At 71.6% G+C, this 18,603-nt stretch carries 17 protein-coding genes and 1 pseudogene; 6 read left to right on the top strand and 12 right to left on the bottom strand.

The features are described 5' to 3' along the window. The first annotated feature begins 5 nt into the window (after positions 1-5). From LCHO_RS12195 to LCHO_RS12185, 3 genes are all read left to right on the top strand, one after another. Entirely contained in the window at positions 6-1,322 is a 1,317-nt protein-coding gene (locus LCHO_RS12195; protein WP_012347463.1) for a 3-deoxy-D-manno-octulosonic acid transferase, read from the top strand. 77 nt (positions 1,323-1,399) lie between these two features. Continuing rightward, on the top strand, positions 1,400-1,669 hold the full coding sequence (locus LCHO_RS12190) for a MoaD/ThiS family protein (protein ID WP_012347462.1): 270 nt from the start codon (positions 1,400-1,402) through the stop codon (positions 1,667-1,669). Positions 1,670-1,778: 109 nt separating this feature from the next. Further along, positions 1,779-2,870: a WD40/YVTN/BNR-like repeat-containing protein gene (locus tag LCHO_RS12185; RefSeq protein ID WP_012347461.1), complete on the top strand. Its 1,092-nt coding sequence runs from the start codon at positions 1,779-1,781 to the stop codon at positions 2,868-2,870. A 12-nt stretch (positions 2,871-2,882) separates the two neighbouring features. On the opposite strand, the gene LCHO_RS12180 is transcribed toward LCHO_RS12185, so the two are convergent. The 10 genes from LCHO_RS12180 to thiC form a co-directional block, all read right to left on the bottom strand. Further along, positions 2,883-4,214, bottom strand: a complete 1,332-nt coding sequence (locus LCHO_RS12180) for a TolC family outer membrane protein (RefSeq protein WP_012347460.1) — start codon at positions 4,212-4,214, stop codon at positions 2,883-2,885. A 54-nt stretch (positions 4,215-4,268) separates the two neighbouring features. Continuing rightward, positions 4,269-4,613, bottom strand: coding sequence for a rhodanese-like domain-containing protein (locus LCHO_RS12175; protein ID WP_012347459.1), 345 nt, complete (start codon positions 4,611-4,613; stop codon positions 4,269-4,271). Between the two features lie 29 nt (positions 4,614-4,642). After that, the gene (locus LCHO_RS12170) at positions 4,643-5,296 is read right to left on the bottom strand and encodes a protein-L-isoaspartate O-methyltransferase family protein (RefSeq protein WP_012347458.1); all 654 of its coding nucleotides are present in this window, start codon (positions 5,294-5,296) and stop codon (positions 4,643-4,645) included. A gap of 155 nt (positions 5,297-5,451) precedes the next feature. Next, on the bottom strand, positions 5,452-6,183 hold the full coding sequence (locus LCHO_RS12165; protein ID WP_012347457.1) for a TetR/AcrR family transcriptional regulator: 732 nt from the start codon (positions 6,181-6,183) through the stop codon (positions 5,452-5,454). Positions 6,184-6,302: 119 nt separating this feature from the next. Then, the gene (locus LCHO_RS12160) at positions 6,303-7,016 is read right to left on the bottom strand and encodes a class I SAM-dependent methyltransferase (RefSeq protein ID WP_012347456.1); all 714 of its coding nucleotides are present in this window, start codon (positions 7,014-7,016) and stop codon (positions 6,303-6,305) included. A gap of 244 nt (positions 7,017-7,260) precedes the next feature. After that, positions 7,261-9,102: a bifunctional hydroxymethylpyrimidine kinase/phosphomethylpyrimidine kinase gene (locus LCHO_RS12155; protein ID WP_012347455.1), complete on the bottom strand. Its 1,842-nt coding sequence runs from the start codon at positions 9,100-9,102 to the stop codon at positions 7,261-7,263. A gap of 21 nt (positions 9,103-9,123) precedes the next feature. Continuing rightward, a complete protein-coding gene (locus tag LCHO_RS12150) occupies positions 9,124-9,957 on the bottom strand; it encodes a thiazole synthase (protein ID WP_012347454.1) in 834 nt (277 codons plus the stop codon). A 5-nt stretch (positions 9,958-9,962) separates the two neighbouring features. Then, the gene (gene thiS / locus LCHO_RS12145) at positions 9,963-10,214 is read right to left on the bottom strand and encodes a sulfur carrier protein ThiS (RefSeq protein ID WP_012347453.1); all 252 of its coding nucleotides are present in this window, start codon (positions 10,212-10,214) and stop codon (positions 9,963-9,965) included. Then, complete coding sequence (locus tag LCHO_RS12140) at positions 10,211-11,314, bottom strand: FAD-dependent oxidoreductase (protein WP_012347452.1); 1,104 nt, start codon at positions 11,312-11,314, stop codon at positions 10,211-10,213. Before LCHO_RS12140 ends, thiS begins: the two co-directional genes overlap by 4 nt. Before the next feature lie 10 nt (positions 11,315-11,324). Next, positions 11,325-13,211, bottom strand: coding sequence for a phosphomethylpyrimidine synthase ThiC (gene thiC, locus LCHO_RS12135; protein ID WP_012347451.1), 1,887 nt, complete (start codon positions 13,209-13,211; stop codon positions 11,325-11,327). Positions 13,212-13,567: 356 nt separating this feature from the next. Between thiC and LCHO_RS23725 the strand changes: the two genes are divergently transcribed. Continuing rightward, the gene (locus LCHO_RS23725; RefSeq protein ID WP_012347450.1) at positions 13,568-14,293 is read left to right on the top strand and encodes a hypothetical protein; all 726 of its coding nucleotides are present in this window, start codon (positions 13,568-13,570) and stop codon (positions 14,291-14,293) included. A 59-nt stretch (positions 14,294-14,352) separates the two neighbouring features. Next, positions 14,353-14,817: pseudogene (locus tag LCHO_RS12125) on the top strand (RES family NAD+ phosphorylase); the annotation flags it as partial. Positions 14,818-14,949: 132 nt separating this feature from the next. Here the strand turns inward: LCHO_RS12125 and LCHO_RS12120 are convergent. Next, entirely contained in the window at positions 14,950-16,749 is a 1,800-nt protein-coding gene (locus tag LCHO_RS12120; protein WP_012347448.1) for an FAD-dependent oxidoreductase, read from the bottom strand. A gap of 24 nt (positions 16,750-16,773) precedes the next feature. Beyond that, positions 16,774-17,583, bottom strand: coding sequence for an IclR family transcriptional regulator (locus LCHO_RS12115; RefSeq protein ID WP_012347447.1), 810 nt, complete (start codon positions 17,581-17,583; stop codon positions 16,774-16,776). 117 nt (positions 17,584-17,700) lie between these two features. Here LCHO_RS12115 and LCHO_RS12110 point away from each other — a divergent pair, with 117 nt between their 5' ends. Next, entirely contained in the window at positions 17,701-18,498 is a 798-nt protein-coding gene (locus LCHO_RS12110; RefSeq protein WP_012347446.1) for a shikimate dehydrogenase family protein, read from the top strand. Positions 18,499-18,603 lie beyond the last annotated feature (105 nt).

Below are 18,603 nucleotides of genomic sequence, written 5' to 3'. Positions count from 1 at the left end.
CGCCCGTGATCGCACTCAAGCGCGGTCTGGCGCGGCTGGCCTACAGCACGCTGCTGCGCGGGCTCACGCCGCTGCTGCTGGCGCGGCTGTTCTGGCGCGCGCGGCGTGAGCCGCCGTATGGCCAGGCGATCGGCGAGCGGCTCGGTTTCGGCGCGCCCACCAAACCGGGCGCGCTATGGCTGCACGCGGTCTCGCTCGGTGAAACCCGCGCCGCCGAGCCGCTGATCCAGGCCTTGCGCGCGGCCCGGCCTGGGCTGCGGCTGCTGCTCACGCACGGCACCGCCACCGGCCGCGAGACCGGCGCGGCGCTGCTGCGCGCCGGTGACGCGCAACGCTGGCTGCCGTTCGACACCCCCGGCGCGGTGCGGCGTTTCCTGCGCCGCCATCGGCCGGCCATCGGCGTGCTGATGGAGACCGAGGTCTGGCCGAACCTGCAGGCCGAGGCGCTGGCCGCCGGTGTGCCGATGGTGCTGGCCAACGCACGGCTGTCGGACAAGAGCCTGCGCAAGTCGCTGCGGCTCGACGCGTTGATGCGGCCGGCGGTCGAGGCGCTGTCCACGGCGCTGGCGCAGACCGAGGACGACGCCCGGCGCCTGCGCGAAGCCGGCGCCCGCGACGTGCAGGTGTGCGGCAACATCAAGTTCGACCTGCGCCCCGACCCGGCCTTGCTGACGCGCGGCCGGCACTGGCGTGTTGCTGCAGCCGGCCGGCCGATCGTGCTGGCGGCGAGCTGGCGCGAAGGCGAGGACGAGCCCCTGCTGCAGGCCTGGGCCGCGATGCTGGCGCAATCCGACCCGTCAGCCCGCCGCCCCGTGCTGGCGCTGGTGCCGCGCCATCCGCAGCGTTTCGACGAGGTGGCGGCGCTGGTGCAGGCCGCGGGGCTGACGCTGTCTCGACGCAGCAGCTGGGGCGAGGGCGACGCCGCGGTGCCCGATGCGGCGGCGCAGGCCGACGTCTGGCTGGGCGACTCGATGCGCGAGATGCCGGCCTATTACGCGCTGGCCGACGTGGCGCTGCTGGGCGGCAGTTTCGCGCCGCTGGGCGGCCAGAACCTGATCGAGGCGGCCGCCTGCGGCTGCCCGGTGGTGATGGGGCCGCACACCTTCAACTTTGCCGACGCGGCCCAGCTGGCCGAGGCCCAATCGGCCGCGCGTCGGGTGCCGGCGATCGGCAACGGCGTGGCGTTGGCGGTCGCGCAGGCCGGTGACGTGTCGGCCCACGCGCAGGCCTCGGCCGCGGCCCTGGCCTACGCCGCGGCGCACCAGGGCGCGTCCGAACGCATGGCGGCGATCCTGCTGAAACAGGCGCGCTGGCCGGGCTGAGCGCCGCGGGTCGACCCCGCTTGCGTCATGGCGGTCATCTCACGAAGATGCAATCCCGCCCACGGCCCGGAGCCGCCATGCCCCGCCTGACCATCGCCCCCAACCTGCGCCGTCACGTCGATTGCCCGCCGCTGCAACTCGACGGCGGCACCGTCGGCGAGGTGCTGCGCGCGGCCTGGCAGCACAGCCCGCGGCTGCAGGGTTACGTGCTCGACGAACAGGGCGCGGTGCGCCAGCACGTGATGGTGTTCGTCAACGGCCAGCGCATCCACGACCGGCTCGGCCTGAGCGATGCCGTGGCACCGGCCGACGAGGTGCAGATCTTTCAGGCCTTGACCGGCGGTTGATGAAGGGCGGTTGATGGACGGCGGTTGACGGGCATGTCGATTCCAGGCCGCGTCGATCGTCGTGTCCCGTCCGACTATCGCACCACGACCCCTCGAGAGGAGACACACGATGACGCCCACGCTCTGGATCGCCACCCGCAAGGGCCTGTTCAACGCCCGCCAGGTCGACGGCGACTGGCGGCTCGCCACCGAGGCCGCCTTCCTCGGCGAGCCGGTCTCGATCCTGCTGCCCGACCCGCGTGACGGCGCGCTCTACGCGGCGCTGCGCCTGGGCCATTTCGGCTGCAAGCTGCACCGCTCGCGCGACGGCGGCGTGACCTGGGAGGAGATCGCCACGCCGGCCTATCCGCCCAAACCCGAAGGCCATGCCGACGCCACCGCGTGGAAGCTCGACACGGTCTGGTCGCTCGAAGCCGGCGGTGCCGACCAGCCCGGCCGGCTCTGGGCCGGCACCATCCCCGGCGGGCTGTTTCGCAGTGACGACTCGGGCGCCTCGTGGCAGCTGGTCGAGTCGCTCTGGAACGTGCCCGAGCGCCTGCAGTGGTTCGGCGGCGGCTACGACTTCCCCGGCATCCACTCGATCTGCGTCGACCCGCGCGACAGCCGCTGTGTGCTGGTGGCGGTGTCGTGCGGCGGCGTCTGGCTGACGCAGGACGACGGCGCCAGCTGGCAGCTGCTGGGCGAAGGCCTGAGCGCCGACTACCTGCCGCCCGAGCGCATCGGCGACGCGGCGGTGCAGGACCCGCACCGCGTGCAGCGTTGCGCGGGCCAGCCCGATCAGCTGTGGATGCAGCATCACAGCGGCGTGTTCCGCTCCGGCGATGGCGGGCGCAGCTGGCGCGCCGTGACGGACATCGCGCCGTCGGCCTTCGGTTTTGCGGTGGCGGTGCACCCGCAGGATGCCGAGCGGGTCTGGCTGGTGCCGGCGCAAGCCGATGCGCAGCGCGTGCCGGTCAACGCCACCCTGGTCGTCAACCGCAGCACCGACGGTGGCGCGCACTGGCACGCGGTGTGGGACGGCCTGCCGTCACCGGCCTGGGACCTGATCTACCGCCACGGCCTGGCGATCGACGACAGCGGCCAGCTGCTCGCGATGGGTTCGACCACCGGCGGGCTCTGGCTGTCCGGCGATGCCGGCAACCGCTGGCAGACGCTGTCGAGCCAGCTGCCGCCGATCTACGCGGTGCGCTGGGCGGCCTGAGCCGCCAGGGTTTCAGCGGCCGAGCAGGCCGTTGATGGTGTCGAGGTCACCGACCGACAGCACGCCCGCGGCCTGGCGCAGCCGCAGGCCGTTGACCAGCACGTCGTAGCGCGCCTTGGCGAGGTCGCGCTGGGTCGAGTAGAGCTGGGTCTGGGCATTGAGCACGTCGAGGTTGACACGCACGCCGACGCGGTAGCCGGTCTGGGTCGCTTCGAGCGCGAGCTTCGATGACGATTCGGCCGCCTCGAACGCCAGCACCTGCGCCTGGCCCGACTGCACGCCGAAGTAGACCTGCCGCGTGGCCTGCGCCACCGCGCGGCGGGCGGTGTCGAGGTCGTTGCGCGATTTTTCTTCGAGCGCCACGGTTTCCTTGACGCGGTTGTCGATCGCGCCGCCGCTGTAGAGCGGCATGCGCAGCGTCAGGCCGATCCGGGCGTTGCTGGACACGCCCTTGCCGCCCGACGACACCGCCGCCGAGCCCGAGTTGTGGGCGCTGCCCATCGAGCCTTCGAGGTCGAGCGTCGGGCTGTGGCCGGCGTCGGCGCGGCGGGTTTCGAGCTTGGCGATCTCGTAGCCGACCCGGGCCTTGCGCACCAGCGGCGCGTCGGCGGTCTTGGCGACCCAGCCTTCGACGTCGTCGCTGGCCAGGTTGGGCAGTACCACCGGCTGGGCCAGTGGCGTGGGCTCGATGCCGGTCTTGCCGATCAGCTGGTCGAGCGCGATGCGCTTGGTGCGCAGGTCGTTGTCGGCGGCGATCTCCTGTGCGCTGGCGAGGTCGAAGCGCGCCTGCGCCTCGCGCGTGTCGGTGATGGTGGCGGTGCCGACCTCGAAATTGCGCTTGGCCGACGCCAGCTGCTCGCTGATCGCGGTCTTGTTGGCCTGCGCGGTGGCGAGCGTGTCGACCGCGCCGAGCACGTCGAAATAGGCCTGCGCCACCCGCACCATCAGGTCCTGCTCGGCGCTGGCGAGGTCGGCCTCGACCACTTCGAGCGACTTGCGGGCCTGGTCGACCGCTGCCGAATTGGCGCGGTTGATGAGCGGCTGGACGGCGCTCACGCCCACCGTCGCGGCGGTCAGGTTGCGGGTGCCGGCCAGCGGCGTGTCGCTGACCGACTGCGCCGCGCCGGCGCTCAGGCCGACGTTGGGGCGCAGCAGCGACTCGGACTGCGCGGCGCGGAACTGCGTCGCCTGGGCCTGCGCCTGCGCGGCCAGGTAGCCGGCGTCGTAGCTGCGGGCAGCGTCGTAGAGCTCGCGCAGGCTTTGCGCATGTGCGGGCACGGCCAGGGCGGCCAAGGCCGCCAGCACGGACACCAGCAGGGGCTTGCGCGCGGTCGAGAGCTTCATCGAGAGGTCCTTTTCTTGGCCAGGGGAGATGCACGGCGGCCGTGGCGGCCAGGTTCAGTAGGTCGGCACCGTCGGATCGACAACGCGCGACCAGGCGTCGATGCCACCCGCGATGTTATACACATGGGGGTATCTTTGCCCATCCAGGTACATCGCCACCTGCAGACTGCGCATGCCGTGGTGGCACAGCACCAGCAGCGGCTGCGCGGCATCGAGCTCGCCGGCATGGCGGGCCGGCACCTGCTGCATCGGGATGCAGCGGGTCTCGACGCCCGGCAGGCTCAGGCTGGCGGTGGCCACTTCCCAGGCTTCGCGCACGTCCAGCAGCGCGGGCCTGAGGCCCTGGCCGCGCCAGGTGTCGAGCAGGGCGGCGATGTCCCGGACGGCGACTTGTTGCATCTTCTTGGCCGGAAAAAGGACCGTTCGGGTCAGAACGAGAAACGCGAGGGTTCGCCGAAACCGTCGAGCCGGGGCGCGACGGTGTCGAACAGCACCTCGGTGCGGAAATCGCGCTCGCCGGTGCGGGTGACGCGGGTGGCCCGCATCATCGGGGCCTGGCCGACCACGGCGACCAGCCGGCCACCGACCTTGAGTTGCTGCAGCAGCGCGGCGGGCACTTCGGCCACCGAGCCCGACAGCACGATGGCGTCCCACGGACCGGCGACGGCCTTGGCATCGGAGCCGTCGGCCTGGCGCACCTCGGCGTTCATGATCTTGGCGTGGCGCAGGTTCTCGCGTGCCATCGCGACCAGCTCGGGGCGGGTCTCGAGGCTGACGACCTGCTGCGCCTTGTGCGCCAGCAGCGCGGCCATGAAGCCCGAGCCGGTGCCGATCTCAAGCACCTTCTCGTGGCGGTGCGGGGCGAGGTCCTGCAGCAGGCGGGCCTCGAGGCGCGGGGCGAGCATGGACTGGCCGCCGGGCAGCGGCACCTCCAGGTCCATGAAGGCGACGCTGCGGTGTGCGGCGGGCACGAAATCTTCGCGCTTGACCACCGCCAGCAGCGACAGCACCGAGCTGTCCAGCACATCCCAGGGGCGGATCTGCTGCTCGATCATGTTGAAGCGGGCCTGTTCGACATTCATGGGTGGACCTCGTTTGGAGTTCGGAGCGTGCGCAACAAAGCCGGACATTTTAGGAGGCAGGCTGACGTGTGGCTGTGGCTTTGCGGTGCCACGGCCGCGCCGCCCGCTGCGACCGGTCATCGAGCGCCGTTGCCGGCGCTGTCACCGGTCCGGGTTCAGCTTGCGTTCGGCGCCTGGTCCGGCCGGGCCAGCCCGCGCAGGATCAGGTGCATGTGGTGCTGGATGAACACGAGCGGGTCCTGCAGCGCCTCGTTGGGCTGGCAGACGCCCAGCGAGTGGCGGTGGATGCACAGCATCACCATCGGCAGCAGCAGCGAATGCACCGTGGCGTCGATGTCGACGGGCCGGAACTCGCCGCCGTCGATGCCGCGCTGCAGGATCCGGCCGATCAGCGCGTGGCCGGGCTCGATCACCTCGTGGCGATAGAACTCGGCGATCTCGGGGAAGTTGCGCACCTCGGTGATGATGAGCTTGAACACGCCCGACGCCTGGCTGGCGATCACGCGCGCCCACCAGGCCGCCAGCGGGCCGGTCAGCAGGTCGGCACTGCTGCCGCGGTGCTCGGCCACGGTCAGCGCGGCGGCGGCGATCTCGGTCGACAGCCGCTCGCGGATCACCGCCTTCAGCAGCTCTTCCTTGCTGGCGTAGTAGAGGTAGAGCGTGCCCTTGGAGACACCCGCGCGGCGCGCCACCTCGTCGATGCGGGTGGCGGCGAAACCCTTCTCGACAAACAGGTCCAGCGCGGCATCGACCAGCTCGTGCGGGCGCTCGGCCTTGCGGCGCTGGTGGGCGGGGGCGACGGGTGTTTCGATCGCGCGGGTGTCGTCGGACGCCGCGGCGGCAGAAATCGAAACGGCTGTTGGCGAAGGCGGGGGTGTGGCAGGCACGGTACGGCTTAAATAAATGACTGACCGGTCAGTAATATAGATCGGCCGCTGCAGCCGGTCAACCGCGGTTCAAGGCGAGCGGGCCTGCGTGGTGGCCCGGGCCGGTGTATCGGGCGTGCTCAATGGGCGGCGATCAGGCCGCGCCGGTAGTGCAGCAGCCGGCCCCGATAGATGGCGCCGGCCGCATCCGCCGGTGCCAGCAGGCGGGTTTCCTGCAGCGTGTAGCCCATCGCCTGCATGCGCCGATGGAAGGGCGAGCGGTTGCCGCGGTTCGGGTCGACGATCAGCACCTCGCCCACCGCGGCGGCATGGCGGGCGATGAACTGCGGCAGCACGCCGGCGTCGTCGCGCTCGTAGAGCACGTCGCTGCCGATGATCAGCTCGTAGCGGCCCTGCAGGCGCGGGCCCTGCGCGCAGGTGGGTGCCAGGTCGGCCTCCTGCGGCGCGCCCCAGTCGCCGTGGCGATAGGGCAGCGGCGGCAGGTGGTTGAGCAGCAGGTTCTGGCGCAGGAACTCGCCGGCCAGCGGATGGCAGTCGCTGGCCGTGACCTGCGAGCCGCGCCGATGGCAGATCAGGCTGGCCAGCGCCAGGCCGCAGCCGATCTCGAGGATGCGCTCGTCGGCCCGCACCGGCCGCTGCGCCACCGCCGCCGCCAGTTGCAGCCCCGACGGCCAGACCATGCCGAACAGCGGCCAGGCCGCCGACGAGATGCCCAGCGCGGCGGCTGCGCCGAGCGGATCGGCGTATTGCTGGCGGTCCAGCAGGCAACGGATGTGCACGTCGGCGACGCCGCCGATGGCGACGTCCTCGAGCTTGATCTGGTAACCCGGCATGGCGGGTGTTCCTCGCGGCAAGCCGGACCTCAGGCGGTCGCGGCTCGTGAATCGGCGCAGTGCGGCACAGAGATGTTCAGATCGAACACGCAGGGCAGCCGGATTGAACCGCCGCCGGGCCGCGCCGAAAGGCATGTTTGCGAGGCATAACGAGAAACTGCCGGCGGGAACGAGGTCGTTCACCCGCCGGCAGAGGCGTGACTGTAGCGCCTGTGCGGCGCATCCGGCGTCGCCCGGCCGGATGTCAGTGCGCCGTCGCTGCGTCCAGGCTCGGATGCGGCCAGGCGACCGCCGGCTGCGTGGCCGTCGCTTCACGCCCGCGCTGCCAGGCCTCACGCCAGGCCGGCCATCCCGCCAGCGCGTCGCCATCGAGCGCCCGCACCAGGCAGACCGCGCTTGCGCCGGCTGCCACGCAGTCCCGGGCCTGGTCGGGCTGCAGCACGCCGCCGATCGCGACCACCGGCGCGGGGGCCATCGCGCTCCACCAGCGCAGGTTGTCGAGGCCCTGGGCGCGCCACGGCATCGCCTTGGTCAGCGTCGGCCAGACGGGGCCGCAGGCGATGTAGCTGGGCGCCAGGCTGGCGGCACGTGCCAGCTCCCACAGGCTGTGCGAGCTGATGCCCAGCGCCAGCGGCGCAGCGCCCGGCTGCTGGCCGGTGACGGCCTGGCGCAGTGCGGCGCGGCCGTCGGGGCCGAGGATCTCGAGGTCGGCCTGGCCGAGGTGAACGCCCAGTTCGACGCCAGCCAGCGCATCGCCGCGCCGTGCGAGCGCGGCGGCGGCGGTCGGCCAGTGGTCGTTGACGATCAGCGCGATGGCGCTGCCGCGCAACTGCGCCGCCGCGCCAGCGATCTGGGTCTGCACGTGGTCCTGGAAGGCCGCGTCGTCGAGGTCGGAATGGGCCTCGCGCTTGATGCGCAGCTGCAGCGCGCACAGGTCGCTCGACGCGGCCGCCAGGATCGCGGGAATGCGCGTGGCGTCGTCGACCAGCGCGTAATAACCGGAGCGCAGCGGCTGTCCGGCCGTGGCGGTGCCGGCTGCAGCGATCGCCAGCGCCTGCGCATCGTTGCCCCAGCTCATGCGGGGCAGCAGGCTCGCATCGGTGATGAAACCTTCGGCCGTGCCCACCGGCCCGACGCCCGCACCGGCGGCGTAACCGTGGCGCAGTGCCGCGGTGCTCGCCATCTTGGCCAGCACCGCGGCATCGGCGTCGACGAAGCCGCGTGCCAGCGCCGCGGCCAGCGCGGTGGCGTGGGTGTTGCCGCTGCCGCGGTAGTTGCGGGTCTCGACCTTCGGCAGCGCGATCCAGCCTTGGGCCAGCTCGCTGTCGAGCCAGTCGAGCACCAGCCCGGCCGGGTTGTGGGCGGTGCTGTCGCTGCCGTTGTCGTCACCGTGGCCGCCGGTGATGCAGACCGCCTTGGCGCCCGCCGCTCGCAGCGCGCGCGCCATCGCCGGCACGGCGGCGAGTTCGGGCGCCGGCCCCAGGCGGGCCGCGACCGCTGCGTGATCGGTGCCGCGCGGCGCGACCGCATCGGGCTGGATCGGCAGGTTGCCGCTGTCATCGTGATCGAGCAGGGCGCGCGCCTCGCGCCGGTTCGGCGTGATCACGGTGGCGCGTGGCAGCAGGTCGTCCTGGTAGGCGGCCAGCAGCAGCGCATCGGCAAAGGCCGAGCCGGTGCCGGTGCCGGCACGCAGCATCGGATCGACCACCAGCGGCAGGTGGGGGTTGCGGCGGCGCAGCCGGTCGACCCAGCGGGCCACCACCGCCACCAGTTCGGCGCTGCCGAGCATGCCGGTCTTGATGGCGTCGGGCGGCATGTCGGCGGCCAGCGTGTCGAGCTGGGCGTCGAGCAGGGTCGCGCTGATCGGCGTGATGTGCTCGATCGACAGCGAGTTCTGCGACGTCACGCAGGCCACGATCGGGCACAGGTGGACGCCGAAGGCGGCGGCCACGCGCGCATCGGCGCTCAGGCCGGCGGCGCCGCTGGCGTCATTGCTCGAGATGCTCCAGACGATCGGGCGCCGCGTCGCGCCGGGGGGCGTGTCGAGGTCCGTCGAGGTGTTCGTGTTCGGGTTTGCTGCTTGCATCGCGTACTTCAGTCGGTCCGTTCAGTCGATCAGGAAAGGCCGCCCGCCCACCGGCGTGCTGGCCACGGCCATCGCTTGCGGCGCCATCACGCCAGCCTCGTAGCCTAGCCGACCGGCGCTGACGGCATGACCGAAGGCCGCCGCCATGCGCACCGGATCGCGTGCCTGCGCCACCGCCGAGTTGAGCAGCACGCCGTCGTAGCCCATCTCCAGCGCCTGCGCCGCGTGTGCCGGCGCGCCGATGCCGGCGTCGACGATCAGCGGCACACCCGGCAGCCGCGCGCGCAGCGTGCGCAGCGCCCACGGATTGATCAGGCCCTGGCCGGAGCCGATCGGCGCGCCCCACGGCATCAGCACCTGGCAGCCGACGTCGAGCAGGCGCTGGCAGGTGACGAGGTCGTCGGTGCAGTAGGGAAAGACCTCGAAACCCTCGCGCACCAGCACCGCGGCGGCCTCGACCAGCTCCCACGGATCGGGCTGCAGCGTGTGCTCGTCGCCCACCACCTCGAGCTTGAGCCAGGCGGTGTCGTAGAGCTCGCGTGCCATCTCGGCCAGCGTGATGGCCTCGGCGGCGGTGCGGCAGCCGGCGGTGTTGGGCAGCAGCCGGGCGCCGCGCTCGCGCAGGGTCTGGCGGATCATGCCGACGAAGCCGTTGTCGCCGCCCGCGGCCAGCGTGCGCTTCAAGCCGACGGTGACGATCTGCGTGCCCGAGGCGACGATCGCATCACCCAGCACCTGCGGCGACGGATAACCCGCCGTGCCCAGCAGCAGGCGGCTGTGCAGCGTGATGCCGTAGAGCGTCCACGGCTGCGGGATCGGGGTGGTGGCCGGGGGGCGGCTGGTGGTGTCGTGCATCGTGTTCAACCTCCGACGATGGCCTGGAAGACCGTGACCGCGTCGCCCGCCTGCAGCATGTGTCGCTCGCGTCTGGCGCGCGCCACGAACGCGCCGTTGACGGCGCTGGCGTAGGCCTGCGGCGCGAGCGTGGCGGTCTCGGGGTGCCGGGCGAGCAGTTCGCCCAGCGGCGTGCCGGCGTCGACCTGGCAAGGCGCGCCGTTCAAGGTGACGGCGATCGACGGATCGACGGCAGCGATCGTTTCGAGCGTTTTCATGGGGCGCCATTCTCCAACGCATTCACCAGCCCGGCCCGCCGCAGGCCGTCGCGCAGCAGCGCGGGCGCCAGCAGCCAGCCGTGGCGGAACAGGCCGTTGATGCGCAGCAGGCCCGGCTCGGCTTCGATGCGCGGCTCGTTGTCGGGCAGCGCCGGGCGCAGATTGGTCTCGAGGTGCACGATGCGCGCTTCCGCCAGGCCGCTGATCACGCTGTGCGCGGCGGCCATCAGCTCGACCGCGCTGCGCAGGCTGACGGGCGAGCGGTCCTCGCTCTCGATCTCGCTGGCGCCGACCACGAACAGATCCCCCGGCCGCGGCACGATGTAGACCCGGTGGCGCGGGTGCAGCAGCCGCACCGGCCGCTGCAGCGCCACGCCGGGCGCGTGCAGCCAGACCACCTCGCCGCGCACGCCACGCAGGGGCAGGGCGGGGCGGGCGCCCAGGCCGCGCAGGTCGAGTGCCTGGTCGCAGTCGTGCCAGGTGCCGTCGGCCAGCGTGATGCGCCCGGGCGCCACCTCGTCGGCGCTGCAGCCCCAGCGCCAGTCGACACCACGCGCCGACGCCGCCAGCGCGCTCAGCATTGGCGCGGGCAGGATCTGGCCCTCGCCGGGCAGCAGCCAGGCGCGCAACTGCGGGTCAAGCGCGGGCTCGAGTTCGCGCAGCGCGGGGCGATCGAGCGCCTGCGCCTGTGGCATCGCCGCGTGCAGATCGGTCGCGCCACGCAGCCGCGCCAGCACGCGCTCGGCCGCGCCGAGGTCGCTGCCGTGCGCCACCATCAGGCTGCCGAGCTGGCGAAACAGCAGCGGTGCGGGCTCGCTGCCTGCGTGGGCGGCGGTCAATCGTTCGGCCACCCGCGACCAGATCGCGATCGACTGCCAGCCCAGCAACGCCACCTCGGCGCTGGCGTTGTCGAGCTCGGCCAGCGGGCTCAACATGCCCGCGGCGGTGTAGCCGGCGGCACCGCGGCCGTCCTGGCGCGGCGCCGGGCCGTCGGCCGGGTCGAACACCGTCACGTGATGGCCGGCCTCGGCCAGCGCCCAGGCCGCCAGTCGGCCCAGCACGCCGGCACCGGCAATGCCTATTTGCAGTCGCTGGCTCATCACCTGAGCCTCAGGCCTGCACCGGCGTGATCGGGATGTAGAGCTCGCCGCCCTGCGCCTTGAACTCGGCCGACTTGGCCGCCATGCCTTGTTCGACGTCGGCCAGCGCCTGCTCCTCGCTCAAGCCCTTGGCCGCGGCGTAGTCGCGCACGTCCTGCGTGATCTTCATCGAGCAGAACTTCGGCCCGCACATGCTGCAGAAATGCGCTTCCTTGCTGGAGTCCTTCGGCAGCGTCTCGTCGTGATAGTCGCGCGCCGTGTCGGGGTCGAGGCCGAGGTTGAACTGGTCGTGCCAGCGGAACTCGAAGCGCGCCTTGCTCATCGCGTCGTCACGGGCCCGTGCACCCGGGTGGCCCTTGGCGATGTCGGCCGCGTGCGCGGCGATCTTGTAGGCAATGATGCCCTGCTTGACGTCGTCGCGGTCGGGCAGGCCGAGGTGCTCCTTGGGCGTCACGTAGCACAGCATCGCCGTGCCCATCCAGCCGATCATGGCTGCGCCGATCGCTGACGCAATGTGGTCGTAGCCGGGTGCGATGTCGATCGTCAAGGGCCCGAGCGTGTAGAACGGCGCCTCGTGGCAGTGCTTGATCTGCTCGTCCATGTTGGCCTGGATCAGGTGCATCGGCACGTGGCCGGGGCCTTCGATCATGGTCTGTACGTCGTGTTTCCAGGCCACCTGCGTCAGCTCGCCCAGCGTCTTCAGCTCGGCGAACTGCGCCGCGTCGTTGGCGTCGGACGCCGAGCCCGGACGCAGGCCGTCGCCGAGCGAGAAGCTGACGTCGTAGGCCTTCATGATTTCGCAGATCTCTTCGAAGTGCGTGTACAGGAAGTTTTCCTTGTGATGCGTGATGCACCACTTGGCCAGGATCGAGCCGCCGCGCGAGACGATGCCGGTGCGCCGATTCGCCGTCAGGTGGATGAACGGCAGGCGCACCCCCGCGTGGATGGTGAAGTAGTCGACGCCCTGTTCGGCCTGCTCGATCAGCGTGTCGCGGTAGATCGCCCAGGTCAGGTCTTCGGCGATGCCGCCGACCTTCTCGAGCGCCTGGTAGATCGGCACGGTGCCGATGGGCACGGGGCTGTTGCGCACGATCCAGTCGCGCGTGGTGTGGATGTTGCGGCCGGTCGACAGGTCCATCACGTTGTCGGCGCCCCAGCGGATCGCCCACACGAGTTTCTCGACTTCTTCCTCGATGCTCGACGTCACCGCCGAGTTGCCGATGTTGGCGTTGATCTTGACGCCGAAGTTGCGCCCGATCGCCATCGGTTCCACCTCGGGGTGGTTGATGTTGGCCGGGATGATCGCGCGCCCGCGCGCCACCTCGTCGCGCACGAACTCGGGCGTGTAGATCTCGGGGATGCGCGCGCCCTTGGCATTGCCGGCCAGGCGGGCCTCGCGCTCGGCGTCGCCCAGGTACTCGCGCATCCATTCGCGCTTGCCGTTTTCGCGGATCGCCACGTACTCCATCTCGGGCGTGACGATGCCGCGGCGGGCGTAGTGCATCTGCGTCACGTTGCCGCCAGCCTTGGCGCGGCGCGGCGTGCGCTGCAGCGCGGCGGCCTGGGCGCGCAGGGCTTCGATGCGCGCCGTTTCCTCGTGCTTGCCGCCGTCGTCCAGCGCCACGCGGTTGCGGCCGGCGTAGGTCTCGGTGTCGCCGCGGGCCTCGATCCAGCCGGTGCGCACGCTCGGCAGGCCGAGCTTGGCGTCGATCGTCGCGAGCGGATCGGTGTAGGGGCCGGAGGTGTCGTAGACCGTGACGCGCTCGCCGTTGGTCAGCGCGATCTCGCGCATCGGCACGCGCACGCCCTCGGAGCCCTCGGCGTAGACCTTGCGCGAGGCGGGGAAGGGTTCGCGGGTCAGCGAGAGCAGGTCTTGCAGCTTGTCGGGGGCATTCATCGGGCAGGTCTCCTGGGTGGGTGAACGTGCTCCGAGGTGCGCCCGGTGGCCCGGCATCGGCGACGGATCTGCCGATGGGGCCTTGGGTGCGAGCTCTTCTTACGCCGGTACGAGCCGGGTCAAGTTCAGCGGGTTCGGGCCAGAAGGCGCCATCTCAGCACACGAGCCGTCTGCGGACATTCGCTGACGGCCCGGGTGCACCCCGGAGCGGGAGCGATTGTGGGCGGGGGCCTTGGCCGGCGTCAAGGGACGTGCAAAGACCTGATGCGCCGCCGGAGGTGACGAGTCGATGGCTCGATGTGATGATCTTGACGACAAGGATTAGAATCTTGTCAACTTCATCAAAGGACGATGCCATGGCCAAATCTGCTGCCCAGGCCGTTCCCCCGGCCGCTTCCCTGGCCGCATTTCCAGGCGGCGTGCTCTCGTTGCGCCCGTGGACGCCGGCTGCGGCGTCGGCGCGAGGTCAGGCCAAGGCTGCGCCCGACGAGACCGGCCGCTCCTATCTGCTGCAGGTCCAGGGCGAGGCGATGTCGCAGTTGCTCGAAGCCGTGATGCCGATGCTGGACCGCCTGCTGTTGCAGAAGACCGCCGAGGTCCGCGAGCGCAAGCTCGAGGAGATGGTCGACTTCATCACCGGCCAGATGGTGGTGCCCAGCCACGTCGACACCCAGATGGCGCAGCGGCTGGCGCAGCGGCATGCGCGGGTGCTCAACGAGTTCGGCTACGCCAGCGCCGAGCAGCTGGCCGAGGCCAACCACTCGCGCGCGGCCAACCGCAGCGCGCTGGCCGACAACTGGAAGAAGCGCGGCCAGGTGTTCTCGGTGCGCCACCGCGATGAATCGGGGCGCTCGCGCGAGGTCTTCCCGCTGTTCCAGTTCGACGATCACAAGCCGATCAAGGCGGTGCAGGCCGTCATCGAGGCCTTCGGCGAACACAAGGCGGCGTGGAAGCTGGCGCTGTGGTTCACCTCGAACAACGGCTGGCTGCCCGGCCAGGCCCGGCCGGTCGACCTGCTGGCGTCCGCCCCCGAGGCCGTCGTGCAGGCGGCCCGGCACGATGCGGCCGGGAGCGCGGCTTGAGCTGTCGGGCGCCGAACCGCCCGCTCGACCCGCTGATCGACACCTGGCCGGCCGGCCAGGTGATCCACGTGATCCACGACGCCGCCTACGAGCCCGGCAGCTTCAACCCCGGTGTCGATGCGGCCGGCCAGTTGCGCACGCCGACGCGCTTCGCGCCCATCCGCGACGCCTGCGGCCAGGTCGTGCCGTATCTGTACGGCGGCTCGTCACGCGACTGCGCGATCTTCGAGACGGTGTTCCACAACGTGCCGATCGATGCCGCCGACAAGTTCGTCGACCTGGATGACCACGCGAATCGCGCTCACGGCCAGATCGTGCCGCAGCGCGACCTGCGGCTGATCAACCTGACGACCGACGGGCTGCATCGGCTGAAGGTGCCCAAGTCCGAGCTGATCGCGAGTGCGCCGATCGACTACCTCGACACCGCGCGCTGGGCCGAGGCCCTGCACCGGCAATGTCCCGACGTGGACGGCCTGCTGTGGATGTCGCGCCAGCGCGATCGCGATCAGGCGCTGCTGCTGTTCGGCGACCGGGTGGGCGCGGCGCTCACCGGCACGCGCATGGGCCCGGCCTTGCGCGGCAACGACGTGCTGCGCCAGGCCATCCTGACGCTGGCGCTGCGGGTGGGCATCGACGCGTCGTGAGCCGGGCCGCCGTCAGGCCGCCCGGGCGGTGAATCGCGCCATGCTGTCGGGACCGGTGTCGCCGGCATCGACCGGCGCCGGCGGCGTCACCAGCGCATGGCCGGCGACGTGGTGCGCCAGCACGTAGCCGAAGGTCATTGCCGGCCCGAGCGTGATGCCGCCGCTCGGGTAATGGCCGCCCATCACGCTGGCCATGTCGTTGCCGCAGGCGTAGAGGCCGGGGATCGGCGCGCCGCGCGCGTCGAGCACGCGGGCGTGCGCATCGGCGGCCAGGCCGGCGAAGGTGCCGAGGCTGCCCGGCACGACCTTGACGGCGTAATACGGCCCGTCCTCGATCGGCGCCACGCAGGGGTTGGTGCCGGCGTGTTCGGCGTCGCCCTGCATGCGGTTGTAGGCCGTGCTGCCGCGGCCGAAGGCGGGGTCTCGGCCTTCGCGGGCGGCCGGGTTGTAGTGCGCCACCGTGCGCGCCAGGCCGGCCGGATCGATGCCGCAGCGCTGCGCCAGCTCTTCGAAGCTGTGCCCGCGCTGCAGGTAGCCGCTGCGCAGATGTCCGCCCAGCGGCAGCGGCCACGGCTTGCTGTGGCCCAGGCCGTAGCGGCGTTGGAAGCGGTGGTCGACCACCAGCCAGGCCACCGGCGCCTCGCCGGCGGGCGTGCCGGCGAACAGCGCGTTCATGAAGTCGTGATAGCTGCCGGCCTCGTTGACGAAACGCTGGCCGCGCGCATTGACCGCGATCAGCCCCGGCTTGCCGCGATCGACCAGGTGCGGAAAGTGGCCGACGCTGCCGTCACGCCGCGGCACCAGCGACACCGGCGCCCAGGCCCCGGCGTGGGCGCCCACGTCGATGCGTGCGCCCACCGCCTCGGCCAGCCGCAGGCCGTCGCCGGTGTTGGTCGGCGGCGCGGCCGACCAGTGCTCGTGACCGCTCGGTGCGTGCGCGAACAGCGCCTTCTTGCGCTGCACGTCGTGCGGGAAACCGCCGGTGGCCAGCACCACGCCGCGGCGCGCACGCACGCTGCGCGTCTGGCCGTCGGCCGAGCGCAGCACGGCGCCCGTGACGCGACCCTGATCGCGGATCAGCTCGCTCGCAGCCAGGCCGGTGAACAGCTTCACGCCGCGTTCGAGCGCCGACTTCAGCAGCGCGCCGGCCAGCGCGTTGCCGCCCATCAGCACGGTGCCGCGGCCGTGCAGCAGCACGTCGCGGAAGTGCCGCAACAGCCGCCGGGTGACGTACGAGAACGAATCGAAGGCCCGCGTGACACGCAGGAAGTGCCGCAGATCCGCACCCCCGCCGATGCCCATGCCGAGGAAGCTCAGGATGTCGAGCGGCGCGCGCAGGCGCTTCAGGTCGGCGCCCAGCACGCGGGCGTCGAACGGCGCGGCGCAGACCGAGCGCCCGCCGGTGCGCGCACCCGGCGCATCGCCGCGGAAATCGGGCACCTGGTGGCCGTCGATGAAACGCAAGGCGGTGTGCTCGAGGTGGAACTGCACCATCGCCGGCCCGTGCGTCAGCAAGGCCTCGATGCGCGCGGCGTCGTACTGCGCGCCGAGGATGTGGCGCAGGTAGGCGCGCACCGGCGCGAGGTCTTCGGCCATGCCCGCCGCGCGAGCCAGCGGGTTGCGTGGCACCCACATCCAGCCGCCCGACCAGGCGGTGGTGCCGCCGAGCACCGGCTCCTTCTCGACCACCACCACGTCGAGCCCGAACCAGGCGGCGGTGACGGCGGCGCTCAGGCCGCCCGCGCCCGAGCCGATCACGAGCAGGTCACATTCGGCAGGCAGCGAGGCTGGATCGTCGGGCAGCGGATTCACGGCAGACGGGTCGGAGATGGCAGGTCAATGAGCCGGCGCGGATTCGCTCGAGTACGCGCGGTTGAACAGCGGCGAGGCCGCGCTGGCGGCGGCCAGGTCGGCGGCGGCGGACTGCAGCTCCGGCACCAGCGCACGCATCTTGTCTTCGGTCAGGCGCACCAGCGGGCCGGAGATCGTCACCACGCCGACCGCACCGCGGCCCGGCGGCACCACCGCCACCGCCACCGCGGTGACACCCGGCGAGTAGGTCTCGACCGTCAGCGCGTAGCCCAGCTTGCGCACCTGCGCCAGCACCTTCAGCAGCGCGGTGGGCGTGGCCGGCGCGTTGGGGCCGTATTGCTCGGGCTTGCCGAGGCCGCCCTCGCGGGCGACCACCTGCAGCGCATCGTCGTCGCTCAGCGTGGCCAGCCAGGCCAGGCCGGACGAGGTGCAGCTCAGCCGCGCGTCGATGCCCATGTCGGGGTCGTAGCGCAGGCCGTAGGTGGCGCCCTGCGCCTTCGCCACCCAGGTCAGGTGATCGACGTCGACCACGCCCAGGCGCACCAGCTCGCCCGAGCTGGCGGCGAGCCGGTCGAGCACCGGCTGGCAGAGGTCGATGATCCCCGAGGTCTTGAGGTAGTTCAGCCCCAGCGAGACCAGCTTGGTGGTCAGCATGTAGTCGCCGCGCTCGCGCGACTGGCGCACGTAGCCGTGCTCGGTCAGCTCCAGCAGCAGGCGGTGCGCCGCGCTGCGCGGGATGTTCAGCTCGTCGGCCAGGGTGGCCAGCGGCACGCCGTTCACGTCGAGCGCCAGCCGCTCGAGGATCGCCAGGGTTCTCTCCATCACTCCGGACATGTTGTTTTCTCCGTGCCTTGATCGATTGTGCAAAAAACTGGAACAACATTCAAGTATTGAATTTTGTTCTCATCATTTGCTATGCTGCAGACTGATTCGGTCATCTGAAGGACTGTCGTGCTGGATTCCTATAGCGGCGCCACCCGCGTCATCTTCATCGTCGGCGACCCGATCGCGCAGGTGAAGTCACCCGCCGGCGTCACGCGGATGCTGCGCGAACGCGGCGCCGATGCGATCGTGGTGCCGGCGCACGTGGCGCCCGACGACCTGGCCGATTTCATGCGCACGACGCAACGCATGCGCAACGTCGACGCGCTGATCGTCACGGTACCGCACAAATTCGCCGTCGCCGACCTGTGCGCCAGCGTGTCGGCGCGCTCGCGCTCGATCGGCGCGGTCAACGTGATGCGCCGCGATGCCAGCGGCGGCTGGTTCGGCGACATGTGCGACGGCGAGGGCTACGTGGCCGCGCTGCGCCTGGCCGGCTGCGATCCGGCCGGGCGGCGCGCCCTGCTGGTCGGCGCCGGCGGGGCGGGCTCGGCGATCGCGCACGCGCTGGTCGATGCGGGCGTGGTGTCGCTGGCGTTGCACGAGGCCGACGTGGCGCGCCGCGACAGCCTGCAGCGCAAGCTCGAGGCCTACGGCGCGGTGCCGATCTCGGTCGGCTCGGCCGACCCGAGCGGCCACGACCTCGTCATCAACGCCACGCCGATGGGCATGCGGCCCGACGATCCGCTGCCGATCGAGGTCGACAAGCTCGGCCCGCAGACCTTCGTCGGCGACGTCGTCACCGTGCCCGCGGTGCCGGCGCTGCTGGAGGCCGCCCGCGCCCGCAGCTGCGCCACGATGACCGGCACGCAGATGTTCGAGCGCGTGCGCGACCGCATGGTCGAGTTCCTGCTGGCCAAGCCCTGAATCCCGACCTGAACCGGAGTCACACCATGACACAGTCTCTATCCATCGCGGCCGTTGCGTGCCGAGCGCCGGGCCGCCCCAAGCCGGCACGCATCCCCTCGGGGG

It is taken from the genome of Leptothrix cholodnii SP-6, from assembly GCF_000019785.1.
Lineage (GTDB): Bacteria > Pseudomonadota > Gammaproteobacteria > Burkholderiales > Burkholderiaceae_C > Sphaerotilus > Sphaerotilus cholodnii.
The sequence above is the reverse complement of the archived record's forward strand: the minus strand, read 5'-3'. Positions and strand labels throughout refer to the sequence as shown.